The following is a 15,969-nucleotide window of genomic DNA, read 5'->3' on the forward strand; positions in this document are numbered from 1 at the left end:
TTTTCGCCTCTCACCATGCTATACATTCTGCTGGCAATCATCGTTCTTTTCCTTATTTTCGGCTCAGAAATCCATCGCAGAGTCTCTACCTTAACATACGGCGGGAATGGAAATCCTGCACCTCTTCCACTATTTAAAACACTTCCTTTGCTTTGCCTAATTTACGGAATGCTAGGAGCCCCTGTTTATCAATACATCAACACATTTTTCTCTGTCCCGCAGCCTATTTTTTGGTTCATCTTTCTATCTTTAATCCTGATCGTTTATAAACTTTTGCCTTCTTTTTCTCGTTATTCAACCTCTACAATCAGAACCCTAGAAAGATGCTTATCAGGAGTTAAACAATCCTCTTCTATTACGACTCCACAACTTTCAGCCCCAACACCTGCTAACGAACTATCAGCAAATATCGCTTGCCTAAACGATAGGATTGCTCGAGAAATTATGACTCCCAAAGCAGATATTTTTGCTCTTCAAAGAGACACTCCTATTTCTCAAGCATTCCCCCTAATCATAGATGAGGGGTATAGCCGCATTCCCTTATTTACGAAGAGTATCGACGACATTACAGGAATGGTTCTAGTAAAAGACCTGTTGCCAGTGTACTATAAAGATCCTCACACCACTCAACCTCTATCGTACGTTGCCTATCCCCCTCTGTATACACCAGAAATTCGCCGAGTCTCTTTACTTTTACAAGAATTTCGGCAGAAGCGGTGCCACTTAGCTATTGTTGTGAATGAGTATGGGTTCACGGAGGGCTTGGTTTCTATGGAAGACATCGTTGAAGAAATTTTTGGAGAAATCGCAGATGAATACGATGATCAAGAAGATGTTCACTATAAAAAAGTGGGGAATGCTTGGATTGTGGATGGCCGCATGAATATTTCTGACGCTGAAGAATGTTTGGGCCTGCGCATCGCACATGAAAACAGCTACGACACCCTTGGTGGATATGTTTTTCATAAATTAGGAGCTGTTCCTGAAAAAGGAATGAAAATTTACTACGAAGATTTTGATATTGATATCTTATCTTGCTCCGACCGTAGTGTAGAAAAAATGAAAATCACTCCAAGAAGGCGCAAACCTTTATCATAAGACAACCTATTCTCAATGAAATCATTAGTAAAATCTAGTTTCTCTATCTGTTGTCTAAAATGTATAGCCATAGTAGAAGAAAAATTACGGAAGGGCCTTCTAGTCATAATGTCTGTAGAATCCTTTTGTAAACTCCCTAAAAACAAAACAGTCCTTCTAACTACTCAATCTTAGGAGCCTTAGACCTCATGAGTAATTTTCAAAAAGAAGAACAAGGTCAAACCGGAATTTTTCATTTACAAGGAAAACTCGATGGGGTCTCCTCTCCAGCTGTACAAGAAAGCATTTCTGAATCTCTTTCGAACGGCATGAAAAACATCATTTTGGATTGTACAGCTTTAGACTATATATCTAGTGCGGGCATTCGTGTTCTTTTACAAAGCTACCACCAAGTTGGGAAAAATGCAGGGAAAATTGCTCTGACCTCCATTTCTAAAACGGTTGAGCAAACTCTTTATGTTACGGGATTTCTGTCCTATTTCAAGGTTTTTGATTCCGTAAATGAAGCTTTACAAGCTTTAACAAAAGAAAATGCTTAATCCAGTCTTTTACTCATTCTCTTTTCAAGTGATGTGTCTCAATCAAAGTTGTGTGGTCCTGAAAAAATTTTTGGTGTAACATAACTTTGTCTTCGAAGATCCTTTGTAAAGCGTGCCAAAGCAAAATTTTTACATGAAAAGGACTTCCTGGTTACTCAAACTTATATATTAGTTGCTATGCGTAGATCTGTTTGTTACGTTACTCCTTCAGTTGCTAGGGCCGGTCAAATTTCTACCTGGAGGTTTGAATATTCTTCAGCTAATTTCCTCCCAGAGGGAACATTACTCAAATTTGACTTAGGAATAGACGGACGCCCCATAGACTGGGAGATTCCCTCTACAGACCTCTCTCAACCGCGTAACACGATCTATTTGGAAACCCCTTCTGAGGATATTGTGACAGCACGAGCAGTGTATGCTCCCGGAGCCTGTATCCCCGCCTTCGAATTTGTTCTCCCCTGCGATATAGAAATAGGAGATACTTTTTCCATTATTCTCGGGGCCTCTCCTAATTTCCCTCAAGAAGATGCTTCCGGCAATGGAGCTCAATTGTTTACTCAGCGCCGTAAGCCGTTTTCTCTTTATATCGATCCTACAGGTAAAGGAGTTTTTGAAGATCCTGATATCTTCACCATGGACATCCGCGGAAATGTTTTAAAGAATATCCGTATCTTTGCTCCCTCTTATGTGGTCAAAAACAAACGCTTTGATATTACCGTTCGCTTTGAAGACGAATTTGGAAATTTAACAAATTTTTCCCCAGAAGAAACCCATATAGAGCTTTCTTATGAGCATCTGCGAGAAAATCTCAGCTGGCAATTGTTTATTCCTGAGACGGGGTTCGTCATTCTTCCCAATCTGTATTTCAATGAGCCAGGGATTTATCGTATTCAGTTACGTAATCAAGCAACAAAAGAAGTGTTTACGTCTGCACCCATTAAATGTTTTGTAGAAACCTCTTCTCATCTTTTATGGGGACTTTTGCATGGAGAATCTGAGCGCGTCGACTCTGAGAGCAATATTGAATCTTGTTTACGTTATTTTCGGGATGACTGTGCTTTGAATTTCTTTGCAACATCTTCATTCGAAATTCAAGATGGACTCACTCCTGAAACCATTAAAGCTATCAACCAAACGGTCTCTGATTTCAATGAAGAGGACCGCTTCATTGCTCTATCTGGAGCACAGTATCTTTCTGAAGAACCCGGCGAAGGAATTCGCGAGGTTCTTATGATGAAAGAGCCCAAATCTCCAGGCAAGCATAAAGAGTGTAAACTATTCCCCTTGTCTAAGCTATATAAGCAGTCCACCAGTCACGAGTTGATTTCGATTCCATGCTTTACTGCATCGAAAAAATTTGGTTATGATTTTCAGAATTTCCATCCTGAATTTGAGCGGGTTGTAGAGATTTACAATGCTTGGGGATGTTCAGAAAGAACAGAGGCTGAAGGAAACCCCTTCCCTATCAAAGGTTCTATAGACTCTGAAAATCCCCAAGGCACCCTTTTGTCTGCCTTAAAGAGAAATTTACGTTTTGGATTTGTAGCCGGAGGTCTTGATGATAGAAACCTATACGGCAACTTTTTTGATTCAGATCAACAACAATACTCTCCAGGGTTAACTGCTGTCGTCTGTAATAAATATTCTCGAGATTCTTTGCTTGAAGCCTTGTACCAACGCCAATGCTACGCAACAACAGGTCAAAGAATTATTTTAAGCTTCCAAATTACATCTGCTCCTATGGGCTCAGAACTTTCGACAGCTATGAAACCGGGCTTAATGATTAACAGACATATTTCAGGATACGTGGCAGGAACTGCAAAGATTTCCTCTGTCGAGATTATCCGCAATGGAGACACGCTTCATACTTTCTATCCTGATGGGAATAATTTTGAATATGAGTATGATGATTTGACCCCATTTGCTCAGGCCACTCTTGAAGACCCCAAAAACGGGGCTCCTTTTGCCTTTTATTACCTACGAGTCACGCAAGAAAATGGAGCTATGGCTTGGAGTTCTCCTATTTGGATAGATCTTAATTAAGCTGTGTATGACCTCTTTGTTTCTTCTCATCTGTTGTGCCACAGTCTTATTAGCTATAGGAGTGACTGCTGTGCTTGTGGGATCTTTTCTATTAGGCAGACCCTTATCTAAGGGATGTGGCCGCAGGGATTGCTGTCAAAAAAAAGGGTCTTGCTCTCATAACAATAAAAACTCGCAACCCGACAACGATTATGACGACTCTTCCAGCTCGCATTCTTCCTAAAAGTTCGTGGCTCAAGGCTTTGTTTGATGATTACTTGTCCGGAGTTCGGCTTTCCGAGGAACAAGCTTTACAATTGCTTCTTGTGGATGCTGAGGACGAACAAGCACTATGGAGTTTCGCAGACCACATTCGTGCCAAGCGTGTTGGCGATACTGTTTTCTACTCTTCAACCCTTTATCTCTATCCCACTAACTTTTGCCAGTTCAACTGTACTTTTTGTTCTTTTTACGCCAAACCAGGGAACCCTTCGGGATGGTTTTTTACTCCCGATCAACTCATTAGTCGTATAAAAGAAAGCCCATCCCCTATTACCGAAACGCATATTGTAGCAGGTTGTTATCCCTCCTGTAATCTTGCCTATTATGAAGAGCTTTTCACAAAAATCAAAAAACATTTTCCAGACTTACATATCAAAGCTCTTTCTGCTGTCGAGTATGACTATCTAGCAAAACTAGAAAACCTTTCTGTCAGAGAGATCATGGAGCGCTTACGTATTGCAGGCCTAGACTCCATCCCTGGAGGAGGTGCAGAAATCTTGGTTGATGAAGTCCGAGAAACCCTTTCTCGTGGAAGATTATCTTCTCAGGGTTTTTTAGACATTCACCGAACCGCACACTCTTTAGGAATTCCTAGTAATGCTACCATGCTCTGTTATCATCGAGAAACTCCTGCAGACATTGTTACGCATCTAAGTAAATTACGCGCTCTTCAGGATGAAACTTCTGGATTTAAAAATTTTATTCTTTTGAAATTCGCTTCCGAGAATAATGCCTTAGGGAAACGTTTGCAAAAAATAACGTCAAGACACTCGATTCCTCCTGCGACCATCATTGCGGTTGCCCGGCTATTCTTAGATAATTTTGCTAACATTAAAGCTTTATGGAATTATCTAGGACTAGATGTTGCCTTACACCTACTTTCTTGTGGAGCTAATGACTTTTCTTCCACTCATCAAGGAGAAAAAGTATTTCAAATGGCCTCTTCTCAAAAGCCTATCCGGATGGACATCGAAGGAATGGCTAATCTAATCATGCAACAAGGTCGTATTCCATGCCTAGTCAATTCCAAGGAAGTCTAACAGTTGGTTGCGTACGTTATGTTAACGCTTTACCTTTCTCTATTGGATTATCGCAAACTCCAGGGATTTCCCTGTTTACGGATACGCCAGCTAACCTGGTTCCCAAGCTGCTCTCAAAGGAGATTGGCTATGCCTTAACCTCTGTAATCGCAAAATTCTCTTCTCCTTTACAGCAGGTTTCTTGTTTTGGAATCGCAGCTTATAAAAAAATTTTGAGCGTTAACTTACACGCTACTTCTCAATTTTTTACTAAAGAAGCTCCCCGTATAGCTGCTACAAGAGAAAGTCTCTCTTCCATTATGCTTGTGCGTATCCTTTGCGAAAATCTCTGGAAAATTCCGTTTCCTGCTATTACATCTCTTTCTTCAGAAGAAGTTCTTGCTCAAGCAGAACATTACGATGCTTTATTATTAATAGGGGACACCGCTTTAAGACACCCAACAATTCCTGGATTTCAAACTTATGATCTAGCAGCTTCATGGTATGATCTTTCAGGCAAGCCATTTGTTTTTGCGGGTGTTCTTAGTCTTTCTTCAGTTTTTCCTGAGCAATTGCAACAAGGGTTCCTATCCGCTCTGCATTATTTTCAAGATTATAAGGAGGAAGTCTGTCGAAAGGCAGCTGTGTTACTAGACCTCCCGGAATCGCTGATGCAACAATATTATACCCTATGTCGTTACGAGCTATCCGAAGACGATTTTGCTGGTTTACAACAGTTTAAGCACTATTATGACCAACTTTCGCGAAAAACCGAACATTCGCATTATGTTTGATTCCTTGGCACCCACCTATGACAAAATCAATAAGATTTTGTCTTTGGGCATGCATCTGTCCTGGAATTATTCTTTTGTGTCTCTTTTAGGGGAAACTGATCATCTATTGGATTTGTGTGCTGGAACTGGTCGTGTAGCCCTGTCATACATCCAAAAGCACCCGCAGGCTTCAGCGACCCTTGTAGATTTTTCTACTAAAATGCTGGAGACTGTCCAAAACCGCTATCCTTCAGCTCCATTCTCTTATGTGACCAGTGATGTCGCCCATTTACCTCTTCCCGACGAGTCTTTTCGTTTAGCTTCCATGGCGTATGGACTAAGGAATCTTTCTTCTCCTTTAAAAGCTCTGAAAGAAGTACACCGGGTTTTACAAACGGGAGGACGCCTTGGCATCCTTGAATTGACTCGTCCTGCGCCCTATAACCCAGCCTATCTCCTACATAAGCTTTATCTCAATCTAGTCGTTCCTAGTGTAGGTCGGTTGTATTCTGGAAATAGTTACGCTTATTCTTATCTCAAAGAAAGTATTCGCAACCTTCCCTGCGACACCACTCTTGAAAAAGAGTTCCTCGAAGCAAAGCTGCGCATTATCCGAAAACAAAAATTATTTTTTGGAACGGCAACCATCTGGATTTTAGAAAAATAAAACGAAGAAAGCGTTTCAAAAATGTTTACGAACGAGCTTTCTTCCGACCGCGTTTGGTAGCCTTTTTTGGTTTGACGATATCATCGTCGTCGTCATCGTACTCTTCATCAAAAAAGTCACTAGACTCCCCATCACCATCATAACCAAGTTTAGCAGATAACTCGCGCAAAGAGTCGAAACGCTCAGAAAACTTCGCTAGGTTCAGCTGGTCTTCCAATCGCCCTCCTCCTCGTAAGTGAGCTAAGAACTCTTCTTCTGTATCGAATTTTTCAGAAAAAGTAAGAGAAGAAGGAGATGTAATCTCTGGCAAGAACAGAAAACGCCGCGCTGCAGCAGGGACCTTTGTATAGATATCGCTAGACACCGTAGTTTCTGCTTCCACTTTCGCAGACTGTTTGGGAGGACGGCCTCTCTTAGGACGAGGATTCAAAGCCTCGTTCGAATAGTATACTTTAGACTTATTCAGGAGAAGCTGCCGCGCCTGCGTCAATTCTTTTGACACTTTTGCATCAAACAAATGCACCTTCAACTGCTCTAAAATATGTTTTGAAAAATCCAAATCTTCTTCAAAAACAAACTGGAACTTATTGTTTCGTAACCACTCAATAATTCGAATACGAGAACGTTCAACATAAAACTGTTGCCACTTCTCCTGCTCCGTCTCATGGTCATACAAAAATTCTAAAAACTGCTCGCGAGCATTTTTAGACTGCACAATTTCCAAAAATTTTTCTTTGGTGTCGATATCGTAAATTTTTTCATTTACGAAGGTCTCCATGATCTTCTTAATTTCATAGAAGGTCAATTTTGGAATCAAACAATACCGATCTGCATTCTCTTCCAACTCTTGATAGATCTTATCAAGATCTTCCTGATCTTTATCGAGATCTATGTACAAGATAAATCCCTCCACCCGATCTAAATAGAAATCTCTCTCATCATCAGATTTTGAGAAAGCATCCATCAGGCGCAGAACACGTAACAAAAGAGGATTTTGAGGTACAGGATATGTTGTCATAGGCTCCAGTATAGGGAATGCTCTGTTAGATAGCAACCCTCTCTTGCTTTATCCTCAAATTTATCTACTACATTTAGATCTAGGAGTTAGCCATCCTATATTTTCACTTCGGTTCAAAAGACATACAGGGCCTTCTAAAAACACCTGCTCATTTTCAGAAAAAATCTTAACGATGTTCCCGCTCCGAGAACACACCGATAGAGAAAAGTCTTGTCCCAAAGAAAAAATATCCGCAGCGACCAAGGCACTAGCCAACATTCCCGTCCCACAAGACAGAGTTTCTCGTTCACACCCCCGTTCATAGGTATAGACAAGAAGTAGATCATCTTTTTTTCGTTGAACAAAATCTACGTTTACTCCTTCAGGACTAAAGTCTTCATGATAACGAATAAAAGCCCCCCATTCATGTATAGGGATCTTGTTCGCATCGGGGACAAAGACCACAACATGAGGAACCCCGGTATCAATAAAGAAGACCTCTTCCGGCATACCAGGCAACACATGTGTTAATTTCCGCTTCGCCTTCTTCCAATCAGGCAATGTCATATTCACCAATACCCGACTCATAGAAAAAAACTTACCCTGATAGACCCCACGATCCGTTTCAATAGAGACATCTTCTAAGCCGAAACATTGCGCTACGTGAGCCATCGCGCATCGCACGCCATTACCACACATAGAAGCAACAGATCCGTCGCTATTAAAAATCGTAAGCTTAGCATCCGCGATATCAGAGGGCTCCACGCACAAAAACCCATCGACCATCTCTTTCTGGCATAAAAACAAAACATCCTCAAGAGAAGGTCTAGACTCCCCTAAAACGAAACTGTTTCCTGCTCCAGAATATAAAAGATATCTACAAGTCGTTAAAAGAGAAGAGAATCCCATCTAATAACCCAAACTCCATAGCTTCATTTGCGCTCATCCACATGTCTCGATCAATGGCTTTCTCTATTACCTCTCGAGATTGACCAGTGGCTTCAACATATACATCAATAATACGTGCTTTCGTTTTTAAAATTTCACGCGCATGAATATCCAGATCTGTAGCTTGTCCTGTAATGGTCCCTCCAATGGAAGGCTGATGGATCATAATACGCGCATGCGGCGTAGCAAATCGTCGTCCTGGAGCCGCACATAAGCTCAACACGGAGCCCATCGATGCCGCTAACCCCGTAACAACAGTGGTTACCGGAGAAGAAATCATTTTAATTTGGTCCCAAACAGCAAATCCTGCGTCAACAGACCCTCCAGGGCTATTAATGACAAACACAATCGGCTGTCCAGGGCTTGTGAGTTCCAAATACCAAAGCTTTTTGATAGCCTCTGCAGCGCTCTTCTCTGTTACTGGCTCAGAGAAGAAAATACGACGAGAGTCCAACAACTTTCTATCTATGACATCTTGCAACTTATGCATCATTTCCCCTTCAGGCATAGAGTCTCCCACTAAACTAGCGTTTCCAGATCGATTTCAGGGTAAAGAGGGAATCTTCCCAACAAATCTGCTACTCGTCGTCTCGCCTCTTGAGCGATCCTTTCTGGTAGCTCTCCCTCACATTTACTAGAACCGCCCTCAGCATTGCTTCTCACAGTAATATTTCGCAATACTTTCACGATAATATTCGCAACTTCTTCCATCTCGCCCCCTCCCATACCTAAAGAGGTCAGAGCCGGGGTGCCCAGCCGGATACCAGAAGTCTTCCATTGTCCAGAAGCATCTGAAGGAATGGTATTCCGGTTCACCGCGATACCTACAGAGGTTAACACATCTTCCGCAATACGTCCAGGAACTCCTAGAGAAGTTAGATCGATAATCAGCATGTGATTATCCGTTCCCCCGGTTAATAATCTCAATCCATTCTGTTGAAACACTTCTGCTAAGGTGCGAGCGTTATCCACCACTTGGTGCGCATACTTCCTGAAATTGACTGTCATAGCCTCTTTCAAAGCGATTGCTTTGGCTGCAATCACATGAGGAAGGGGGCCTCCCATCATCAATGGACAAGCCTTATTCAAGGTATTTGCATACTCTTTTTTGGCTAGAACCATCCCCCCTCTTGGGCCCCGTAAAGTCTTGTGCGTAGTTGTGGTAACAATATCTGCATAAGGGATAGGATTCTCCTCACCAGCAAAAACACCTCCAGCAACTAATCCTGCAAAATGGGCCATATCCACCCATAAAACTGCGCCACAATCTTCCGCGATTTGTTTTAGTGTAGCAAAATTTAAACGTCTTGAGTAAGACGAGTACCCCGCGATAAGAACAGTCGGTTTATGTTCTTTTGCTATTTTTGCTATGACATCGTAATCAAACAACTCAGTATCTAAATTAACATCGTAAGAAAGACAATGCATTAATTTAGACATAATATTCATGCGTACAGTGCCATGCGTTAAATGTCCACCAGAATTCAAAGAAGGACCTAAGCACTTGTACTGTGCCATTTCTGCTTTTAATGCCTCATACTCCTGTTCAGGAAGATCATTGATCGTCTTGTATCCTAAACGTTGAACAGCAGGGCTTTGAATCTTTTGTGTAAGAATAGACATAATAGCAAGTAGATTCGCATCTGCTCCAGAATGAGGCTGAACAAAAGCACTCTCGGCACCAAATAATTCTTTAGCAGTCTCTGCACACTCCCACTCAATAGCATCTACATTCTCACAACAAGAATAAAAACGTTTGAATGGGCTTCCTTCACAATACTTATCTGTGAGCAAATTTCCCATCGCCAGCTGAACGGACAGGGAAGAATAGTTCTCTGAAGCAATCATTTTCAAGCGAGACCGCTGGCTTTTCAACTCTTGGACTATGCTTTGCCCAATGGAAGGAAAAGCGTGTAATAGGTGATCTAGCGCTGCTAAATAAGCTACAGACGCCAAACTTTGATGACTTTTTTCGGAAATATTTCTCAAATATCTATCCAATAAAGAAGCCATATTTCCACCTCCGCTGATTAAATCCTCAAGATCCTATAGGATCTTTCCGAGGAGCTCTTTTCTCCTTTTTCCACAATTTGTTATAGAAATCTGATTTTCTTAGAGAAAAGAGGATTTTTTCTATTTATATTCAAAGATCTACGATCAAACAATCTCTATCGATCCGCCTTCCTTCATCACTATCAAAAGGCCTTGTTACATCTTTGCAGCTTCAGTTGATCATATTCTCACCGCAAAGTCAAGAAGCTTCCTATTAACAAAAAGCTTCTCTTCAATTTAAAAAAAACTCTAACATGATCTTTTTAAACAAAGGAAAGTTCTCCTATTGTTATGATTCTTTACTTAGGGCTTAACCCGTCCTTTGCCAAACGATATTCTGCGGTTTTTCAGCCAATGATCCGCATAGTTCCTTTTTCCAAACGGGCTCCTCAGATGCGCCGAGCTCGACAATTTCTTGTATCCGCTTCCCATATTTTGTTAACAAGTCCCTCATCTACTCGTTGCTTTTTTGCTTCTATAAAAAAGAACATCTCTTCCTCCGCACTGATCAACAAAAACTTTGTTACTATTGGAGAGACGACTTCTTCTCGCGTACGCGCCCACTTCCCTAACGCCACGATTCAGCAGGTCCCCTTCCCTCAAGCGGAATCTTTTCTGCCCATTCTGTCCTCCTTATCTCCTGAAGCCTCCATACTCTACCCCCACTCTTTTCTTGCCCGGCCTATTATCCGCTCTTTTCTTGAGAAGCTCCCAAATCCCTTCTTTGCCTATCCCCACTACACAGTAAAACCTCTCAAACTTCCTCTTAAAACATTTCTTCCTTATAAAATCATTATCCTCACCAGTCCTTCGATTGTTCATGCGTATGCAAAATTATTCCCCTCACTTCCCAGGAAAGAACATTGGTGTTTAGGAAAGATTAGTGCAGAAGCGTTTACCAACACATATTGTGTCTCTCCTTCCAAAATTCTCTTTTCATCACAAGAGTCCACAGATTGTTAATAACTATCTTTCTGTTTATTTTAATAAACATATTTTCCAGAATGAGCCGAGAAACATTTTTTAGCATAAACGCATGACAACAACTCCTCCTCGTTTTGTTCTTCCCAATCCAGAATGGATTTATCGTGTCGGCATTGGCCAAGACAGCCACCGTTTTCTCTCTGATGAAGATCCTAAGCCTTGTATCCTTGGCGGGGTTGTTTTTGAAAACACTCCGGGATTTGAAGCCAATTCGGACGGAGATGTCGTTTTACACGCTATTTGTAACGCTTTTTCATCTGTAACGCATAAAGGAATTTTAGGAGGACTTGCAGATGAATTATTAAAAACACAGGGGATTTCCGATAGCGCCACCTATTTGAAAGAAGCCGCGGCTTCTTTAAAACCTACTCAAAGAGTCTCTCATCTGGCGATTACTATAGAGGGAAAACGTCCTAAATTACTTCCTAGACTACCTGCCATGCGAAAAAACATAGCAGAGATACTGCAGATTCCCTTAGACTCCATTAACATTACAGCGACTTCTGGTGAAGGACTGACCAGCATGGGACTGGGGGAGGGGGTACAATGTTTTTGTGTTTTAACCGTTATGGAATTTTGTCCAAGTTAATATACGTCTAAAACGAGTCTCTTTTCCAAAATAAGCTCTTGCACGAGTGGCAAGCCTAAAACATTCCCTAAAGCACGTTTTGTTTCTGTCCCAAGAATTTTTTTCCCGCAAATAAAGAAAAAAGCACCTTTTTCGTAATTTTCTTGTATAAGCTCCTTTTGCTGTTCAATTACATCTTGAACATACATTTTGGTCTCGGCATCTCTAGAAAAAGCTGTGAACAACTGCAGTTTTTCAGAGGCAATTAAATCTTGCAAAAAGTCTCGATAGTAGAAATTGCTCTTCTCAAAACGCTCTCCAAAAAATAAAAAGTTTGCGCCAGGATCCTGATGATACAATCTATGTTGCAAAAATCCTTTGTATGGAGCAATCCCAGTTCCCGCGCCAACCATAATCAAGGGCTTTCCAAAAGTTTTCTTTTCTAAAGTGAAATGCCTTGTTGGCTGTATAAACCCTTGAAAAGTCATCCCCTCTTGCAAGTGGTTACATAAAAAAGCCGAGCACAATCCATAACGCACCTGCTCTTTCCCAGGGAAACTGATACAACGCACGAGCAGCTCAAGTTGTCCATGAGAACAATCTGGAGAAGAAGCGATCGAGTAAAATCTCGGGAGCAGAGGTGAGAGTCCATTGATAAATGTTTCAAAAGGAATCGAAGGACGATAAAACAAAATAGCCTCTGCCAGAGACCAAGAATCATCAAGATCCTCAGGGAAAAAAGGCCTTAAAGCTTTTGGAAATTTATCAAGATCCGCATAGCTAAGAAGGAATTCTTGAACAGGAATGGGAGAATCTACATATCGAGAAGCGACTAAAACACGAGAATCGTACTGTAAGGTAGATAATATAGAATTCACCAGTGGGAGGGAATTTGTTGGGAATACACCTAAAGCATCCCCAACTTTATAAGAGATCTTCGACTGAGAAGGACCACATACGATCTTAAAAACAGGATCTAAAGAGGTCTGAACGCCATCTTGATGAGAAGAACAAAGCTCACGAGAATGTAATACCATTCGCTGAGCTTTGAATTTAGCAAATAAAGACATTCTTAAATCGAAAGATTACGCAGCCTTAATTTTAATATCGACTCCAGCAGGCAAAGACAACATTTTTAAAGCATCGATTGTTTTTCCTGTAGGATCTAAAATATCAATTAATCGTTTATGCGTACGAATCTCAAACTGCTCACGAGATTTTTTATCTACGTGAGGAGAGCGTAAAACCGTATATACTTCTCTCTTCGTTGGTAAAGGAATCGGACCAACAACACGAGCACCGGTTCTTTTAGCAGTCTCAACAATGTTTGCTGTAGACTGATCGAGCTGCCCTTGATCAAACCCTTTCAAGCGAATCCGAATTCTTTGTTTTTGCTGCTTCATATATTCCTTACTTCTTAACAATCTCTTCTTGAATTTTCTGAGGAACTTTAGCAAAGAATGCAGGTTCCATAGTCGACGTAGCTCGACCAGAAGTCAATGATCGTAGAGAGGTCATGTACCCGAACATTTCACTCAAAGGTACCTCTGCGCTGACTTGAGCCATGTGTCTAGAAGACTCTTGCCCCAAAATCTTACCTCTACGACGGTTTAAATCTCCGATTACATCCCCTAAGTGGTCTTCTGGAGTGATAACAGTCACTTTCATAATTGGCTCTAAAATAACTGGAAGAGCTTTTCTACAAGCTTCTTTTACAGCCATTGATCCGCAAATCTTAAAGGCCATCTCACTAGAATCCACTTCATGGTAAGATCCGAATACAATACTTACCTTGATATCAACTAAGCCGTATCCAGCCAAAACTCCAGAATTCAAGCCTTCCTCAACGCCCTTAATCACCGCAGGAATGTATTCTTTTGGAATTACCCCTCCGACAATCTTACTGACGACCTCATTCCCTTTTCCAGGTTCATTAGGCTCGATTTCCAAACAAACGTGAGCATATTGCCCCCGCCCACCGGACTGCTTAACGTATTTAGTTTCACTATTACTATTTTTTGTAATAGTTTCTTTATAAGAAACCTGCGGCTTACCGACGTTAGCTTCTACTTTAAACTCTCGAATCATTCGGTCTCGAAGAATGTCAAGATGCAACTCTCCCATTCCAGAAATAATCGTTTGGCCTGTTTCTTCATTCGTAGAAACTCGGAAAGTGGGGTCTTCTTCGGAAAGAGCACTTAAAGCTTGAGCTAACTTCTCTCGATCCCCTTTAGATTTAGGCTCAATAGCCATATCAATTACAGGTTCTGGAGCTTCTATACGCTCTAACACGATCTCTTGGTTTTCATCACAAAGAGTGTCCCCTGTTACCGAAAACTTAAGTCCCACGCAAGCTCCGATGTCCCCAACAGTGAATTCATCTCTATCGGTTCGCTCGTTAGCATGCATTTCCAAGAGTCTGGAAATCCGCTCTTTCTTATCCTTAGTGGAGTTAAGAATAGCAGAACCTTTCTTCAATGTTCCTGAGTAAATACGGATAAACGTAATACGACCAACATAGGGGTCTGTCATAATTTTGAAAGCAAGCGCAGCCAAAGGACCATCTTTGGAAGGCTTCAAGCTCACTTCTTCCCCGGTTTTCAAATTAATTCCGCGAACATTACCACGATCAAGAGGAGATGGCAGCCATTTGACAATTACATCAAGAAGCTGTTGAACTCCCTTATTCTTAAAAGCACTTCCGCAAAGAACCGGATTAATTTTGCCTTCAATCACTCCCTTGCGCATCACCGCATGGATTTCTTCTTCCGTAATAGAATCGGGATTCTCAAGAACTTTCTCCATGAAAGCTTCGTTACTTTCGTCAACGGTAGCCAGCTCTTCTAACAACTGCATTCTTAGTATTGCACACTGCTCCTGAAGATCTTCTGGGATCTCTCGTTCTTCCCACTTAGCCCCTAAAGTTTCATCTAGGAAATAAAGAGCCTTCTGGGAAATCAAGTCCACCATTCCTACAAACTGGCTTTCAGATCCAATCGGGCAATGCACTGGAACAGCATTTGCCCCGAGTTTCTCTCTCATAGACTCAACAGCGCCAAAATAATTCGCGCCCATACGGTCCATTTTATTCACAAAAGCAATTCTAGGAACCCCATACTTGTTAGCTTGCCGCCAGACAGTTTCAGACTGAGGTTCAACCCCAGAAACCGCGTCAAAGACAGCTACAGCGCCATCAAGCACTCGTAAAGAACGTTCAACTTCAATCGTAAAGTCGACGTGACCAGGTGTATCGATAATATTAATTTTGGATCCCAACCAGAATACGGTCGTAGCAGCAGAGGTGATAGTAATCCCTCTCTCTTGTTCCTGCTCCATCCAGTCCATGGTCGCACCACCTTCATGGACCTCTCCGATCTTATGAGTTCTTCCCGCGTAGAAAAGAATCCGTTCTGTTGTTGTTGTTTTCCCTGCATCGATATGCGCCATGATACCGATATTTCTAACCGCGTCTAAACCGAACTCTTGACCGCTCATCGAACTTTTTGCCTCTCACACACGAATGTTAAACGTTATCCTACCACTTATAATGAGCAAATGCTTTATTTGCTTCAGCCATGCGATGGGTATCCTCGCGTTTCTTAATCGTCGCCCCTTGCTTATTGAAACAATCGATTAGTTCATTAGCTAGGCCAACTTCCATACATTTGCCTGGCTTGGAGCGCGCATGCTTGATAATCCACTGCATAGCAAGACAGCATCTTCTATCTGGAGCTACTTCAACAGGAACCTGATAAGTTGCCCCTCCAACTCTGCGGGAACGCACCTCAAGAATCGGCTTCGCATTTTCTAAAGCTTCTTCAAACCCTTCCAAAGGGTTTTCCAAGCCCAATTTTTTAGCAAAGCGATTCAAAGCCCCGTAGACAATCTTTCTGGCAATGCTCTTTTTCCCGTGCAGCATCACCTTGTTAATAAACCTTTCTAAGACTACGCTCCCATAAATAGGATCGCCTGGAATGACTTTCTTCTCAGCCGCATGTCGTCTTGACATATAAACTCAAC

At 41.7% G+C, this 15,969-nt stretch carries 17 protein-coding genes; 9 read left to right on the plus strand and 8 right to left on the minus strand.

What is annotated here, in order from left to right:
• Window positions 1-15 precede the first annotated feature (15 nt).
• From B6E89_RS02315 to ubiE, 7 genes are all read left to right on the plus strand, one after another.
• Window positions 16-1,098, plus strand: coding sequence for a hemolysin family protein (locus B6E89_RS02315; protein ID WP_080123825.1), 1,083 nt, complete (start codon window positions 16-18; stop codon window positions 1,096-1,098).
• A 188-nt stretch (window positions 1,099-1,286) separates the two neighbouring features.
• A complete protein-coding gene (locus tag B6E89_RS02320) occupies window positions 1,287-1,637 on the plus strand; it encodes an anti-sigma factor antagonist (protein WP_035406552.1) in 351 nt (116 codons plus the stop codon).
• A 177-nt stretch (window positions 1,638-1,814) separates the two neighbouring features.
• The gene (locus tag B6E89_RS02325; protein ID WP_080133089.1) at window positions 1,815-3,680 is read left to right on the plus strand and encodes a CehA/McbA family metallohydrolase domain-containing protein; all 1,866 of its coding nucleotides are present in this window, start codon (window positions 1,815-1,817) and stop codon (window positions 3,678-3,680) included.
• Between the two features lie 7 nt (window positions 3,681-3,687).
• The gene (locus B6E89_RS02330; protein WP_080123827.1) at window positions 3,688-3,903 is read left to right on the plus strand and encodes a hypothetical protein; all 216 of its coding nucleotides are present in this window, start codon (window positions 3,688-3,690) and stop codon (window positions 3,901-3,903) included.
• A complete protein-coding gene (locus tag B6E89_RS02335) occupies window positions 3,872-4,981 on the plus strand; it encodes a CofH family radical SAM protein (protein WP_080133090.1) in 1,110 nt (369 codons plus the stop codon). The genes B6E89_RS02330 and B6E89_RS02335 overlap by 32 nt, the downstream gene beginning before the upstream one ends.
• The gene (locus B6E89_RS02340; RefSeq protein ID WP_080133091.1) at window positions 4,954-5,754 is read left to right on the plus strand and encodes a menaquinone biosynthesis protein; all 801 of its coding nucleotides are present in this window, start codon (window positions 4,954-4,956) and stop codon (window positions 5,752-5,754) included. The genes B6E89_RS02335 and B6E89_RS02340 overlap by 28 nt, the downstream gene beginning before the upstream one ends.
• Complete coding sequence (ubiE, locus tag B6E89_RS02345; RefSeq protein WP_080121485.1) at window positions 5,711-6,400, plus strand: bifunctional demethylmenaquinone methyltransferase/2-methoxy-6-polyprenyl-1,4-benzoquinol methylase UbiE; 690 nt, start codon at window positions 5,711-5,713, stop codon at window positions 6,398-6,400. The genes B6E89_RS02340 and ubiE overlap by 44 nt, the downstream gene beginning before the upstream one ends.
• Window positions 6,401-6,425: 25 nt before the next feature.
• Here ubiE and B6E89_RS02350 read toward each other — a convergent pair whose 3' ends face one another.
• The 4 genes from B6E89_RS02350 to B6E89_RS02365 are packed head-to-tail and all read right to left on the minus strand — an operon-like array spanning window position 6,426 to window position 10,358.
• The gene (locus B6E89_RS02350; RefSeq protein WP_035406566.1) at window positions 6,426-7,418 is read right to left on the minus strand and encodes a UPF0158 family protein; all 993 of its coding nucleotides are present in this window, start codon (window positions 7,416-7,418) and stop codon (window positions 6,426-6,428) included.
• A 60-nt stretch (window positions 7,419-7,478) separates the two neighbouring features.
• Window positions 7,479-8,306, minus strand: coding sequence for a bifunctional diaminopimelate epimerase/glutamate racemase (gene dapF, locus B6E89_RS02355; RefSeq protein WP_035406569.1), 828 nt, complete (start codon window positions 8,304-8,306; stop codon window positions 7,479-7,481).
• Window positions 8,275-8,853 carry an ATP-dependent Clp protease proteolytic subunit gene (locus B6E89_RS02360; protein ID WP_035406656.1) on the minus strand — a complete coding sequence of 193 codons (579 nt, stop codon included), beginning with the start codon at window positions 8,851-8,853 and terminating at the stop codon, window positions 8,275-8,277. Before B6E89_RS02360 ends, dapF begins: the two co-directional genes overlap by 32 nt.
• Before the next feature lie 11 nt (window positions 8,854-8,864).
• Window positions 8,865-10,358: a glycine hydroxymethyltransferase gene (locus B6E89_RS02365; protein ID WP_080133092.1), complete on the minus strand. Its 1,494-nt coding sequence runs from the start codon at window positions 10,356-10,358 to the stop codon at window positions 8,865-8,867.
• A 330-nt stretch (window positions 10,359-10,688) separates the two neighbouring features.
• Here B6E89_RS02365 and B6E89_RS02370 point away from each other — a divergent pair, with 330 nt between their 5' ends.
• Window positions 10,689-11,360 carry a uroporphyrinogen-III synthase gene (locus tag B6E89_RS02370; protein ID WP_080133093.1) on the plus strand — a complete coding sequence of 224 codons (672 nt, stop codon included), beginning with the start codon at window positions 10,689-10,691 and terminating at the stop codon, window positions 11,358-11,360.
• A 73-nt stretch (window positions 11,361-11,433) separates the two neighbouring features.
• Window positions 11,434-11,970 carry a 2-C-methyl-D-erythritol 2,4-cyclodiphosphate synthase gene (ispF, locus tag B6E89_RS02375; protein WP_080123067.1) on the plus strand — a complete coding sequence of 179 codons (537 nt, stop codon included), beginning with the start codon at window positions 11,434-11,436 and terminating at the stop codon, window positions 11,968-11,970.
• On the opposite strand, the gene B6E89_RS02380 is transcribed toward ispF, so the two are convergent.
• From B6E89_RS02380 to rpsG, 4 genes are read right to left on the minus strand one after another with little or no spacing between them, the layout of a single operon-like run.
• Window positions 11,967-13,019: a ferredoxin reductase domain-containing protein gene (locus B6E89_RS02380; protein ID WP_080133094.1), complete on the minus strand. Its 1,053-nt coding sequence runs from the start codon at window positions 13,017-13,019 to the stop codon at window positions 11,967-11,969. The genes ispF and B6E89_RS02380 overlap by 4 nt on opposite strands.
• A gap of 15 nt (window positions 13,020-13,034) precedes the next feature.
• Window positions 13,035-13,352 (minus strand): 30S ribosomal protein S10, encoded by a 318-nt coding sequence (gene rpsJ, locus B6E89_RS02385; protein ID WP_009871791.1) that lies wholly within the window; start codon window positions 13,350-13,352, stop codon window positions 13,035-13,037.
• Window positions 13,353-13,359: 7 nt separating this feature from the next.
• A complete protein-coding gene (gene fusA / locus B6E89_RS02390; RefSeq protein WP_080123832.1) occupies window positions 13,360-15,444 on the minus strand; it encodes an elongation factor G in 2,085 nt (694 codons plus the stop codon).
• A 40-nt stretch (window positions 15,445-15,484) separates the two neighbouring features.
• Window positions 15,485-15,958, minus strand: a complete 474-nt coding sequence (gene rpsG / locus B6E89_RS02395; protein WP_035406586.1) for a 30S ribosomal protein S7 — start codon at window positions 15,956-15,958, stop codon at window positions 15,485-15,487.
• Window positions 15,959-15,969: the final 11 nt, after the last annotated feature.

Origin of the sequence: Chlamydia suis, assembly GCF_900169085.1 — a bacterium.
In the GTDB taxonomy this organism is placed as follows: Bacteria; Chlamydiota; Chlamydiia; order Chlamydiales; family Chlamydiaceae; genus Chlamydia; species Chlamydia suis.

Bases quoted from the DNA above. Each gene is read 5' to 3' on its own strand.
- B6E89_RS02315 (WP_080123825.1), top strand. From the start codon at position 16: ATGCTATACATTCTGCTGGCAATCATCGTTCTTTTCCTTATTTTCGGC.
- B6E89_RS02320 (WP_035406552.1), top strand. From the start codon at position 1,287: ATGAGTAATTTTCAAAAAGAAGAACAAGGTCAAACCGGAATTTTTCAT.
- B6E89_RS02325 (WP_080133089.1), top strand. From the start codon at position 1,815: ATGCGTAGATCTGTTTGTTACGTTACTCCTTCAGTTGCTAGGGCCGGT.
- B6E89_RS02330 (WP_080123827.1), top strand. From the start codon at position 3,688: ATGACCTCTTTGTTTCTTCTCATCTGTTGTGCCACAGTCTTATTAGCT.
- B6E89_RS02335 (WP_080133090.1), top strand. From the start codon at position 3,872: ATGACGACTCTTCCAGCTCGCATTCTTCCTAAAAGTTCGTGGCTCAAG.
- B6E89_RS02340 (WP_080133091.1), top strand. From the start codon at position 4,954: ATGCCTAGTCAATTCCAAGGAAGTCTAACAGTTGGTTGCGTACGTTAT.
- ubiE (WP_080121485.1), top strand. From the start codon at position 5,711: ATGACCAACTTTCGCGAAAAACCGAACATTCGCATTATGTTTGATTCC.
- B6E89_RS02350 (WP_035406566.1), bottom strand. From the start codon at position 7,418: ATGACAACATATCCTGTACCTCAAAATCCTCTTTTGTTACGTGTTCTG.
- dapF (WP_035406569.1), bottom strand. From the start codon at position 8,306: ATGGGATTCTCTTCTCTTTTAACGACTTGTAGATATCTTTTATATTCT.
- B6E89_RS02360 (WP_035406656.1), bottom strand. From the start codon at position 8,853: ATGCCTGAAGGGGAAATGATGCATAAGTTGCAAGATGTCATAGATAGA.
- B6E89_RS02365 (WP_080133092.1), bottom strand. From the start codon at position 10,358: ATGGCTTCTTTATTGGATAGATATTTGAGAAATATTTCCGAAAAAAGT.
- B6E89_RS02370 (WP_080133093.1), top strand. From the start codon at position 10,689: ATGATTCTTTACTTAGGGCTTAACCCGTCCTTTGCCAAACGATATTCT.
- ispF (WP_080123067.1), top strand. From the start codon at position 11,434: ATGACAACAACTCCTCCTCGTTTTGTTCTTCCCAATCCAGAATGGATT.
- B6E89_RS02380 (WP_080133094.1), bottom strand. From the start codon at position 13,019: ATGTCTTTATTTGCTAAATTCAAAGCTCAGCGAATGGTATTACATTCT.
- rpsJ (WP_009871791.1), bottom strand. From the start codon at position 13,352: ATGAAGCAGCAAAAACAAAGAATTCGGATTCGCTTGAAAGGGTTTGAT.
- fusA (WP_080123832.1), bottom strand. From the start codon at position 15,444: ATGAGCGGTCAAGAGTTCGGTTTAGACGCGGTTAGAAATATCGGTATC.
- rpsG (WP_035406586.1), bottom strand. From the start codon at position 15,958: ATGTCAAGACGACATGCGGCTGAGAAGAAAGTCATTCCAGGCGATCCT.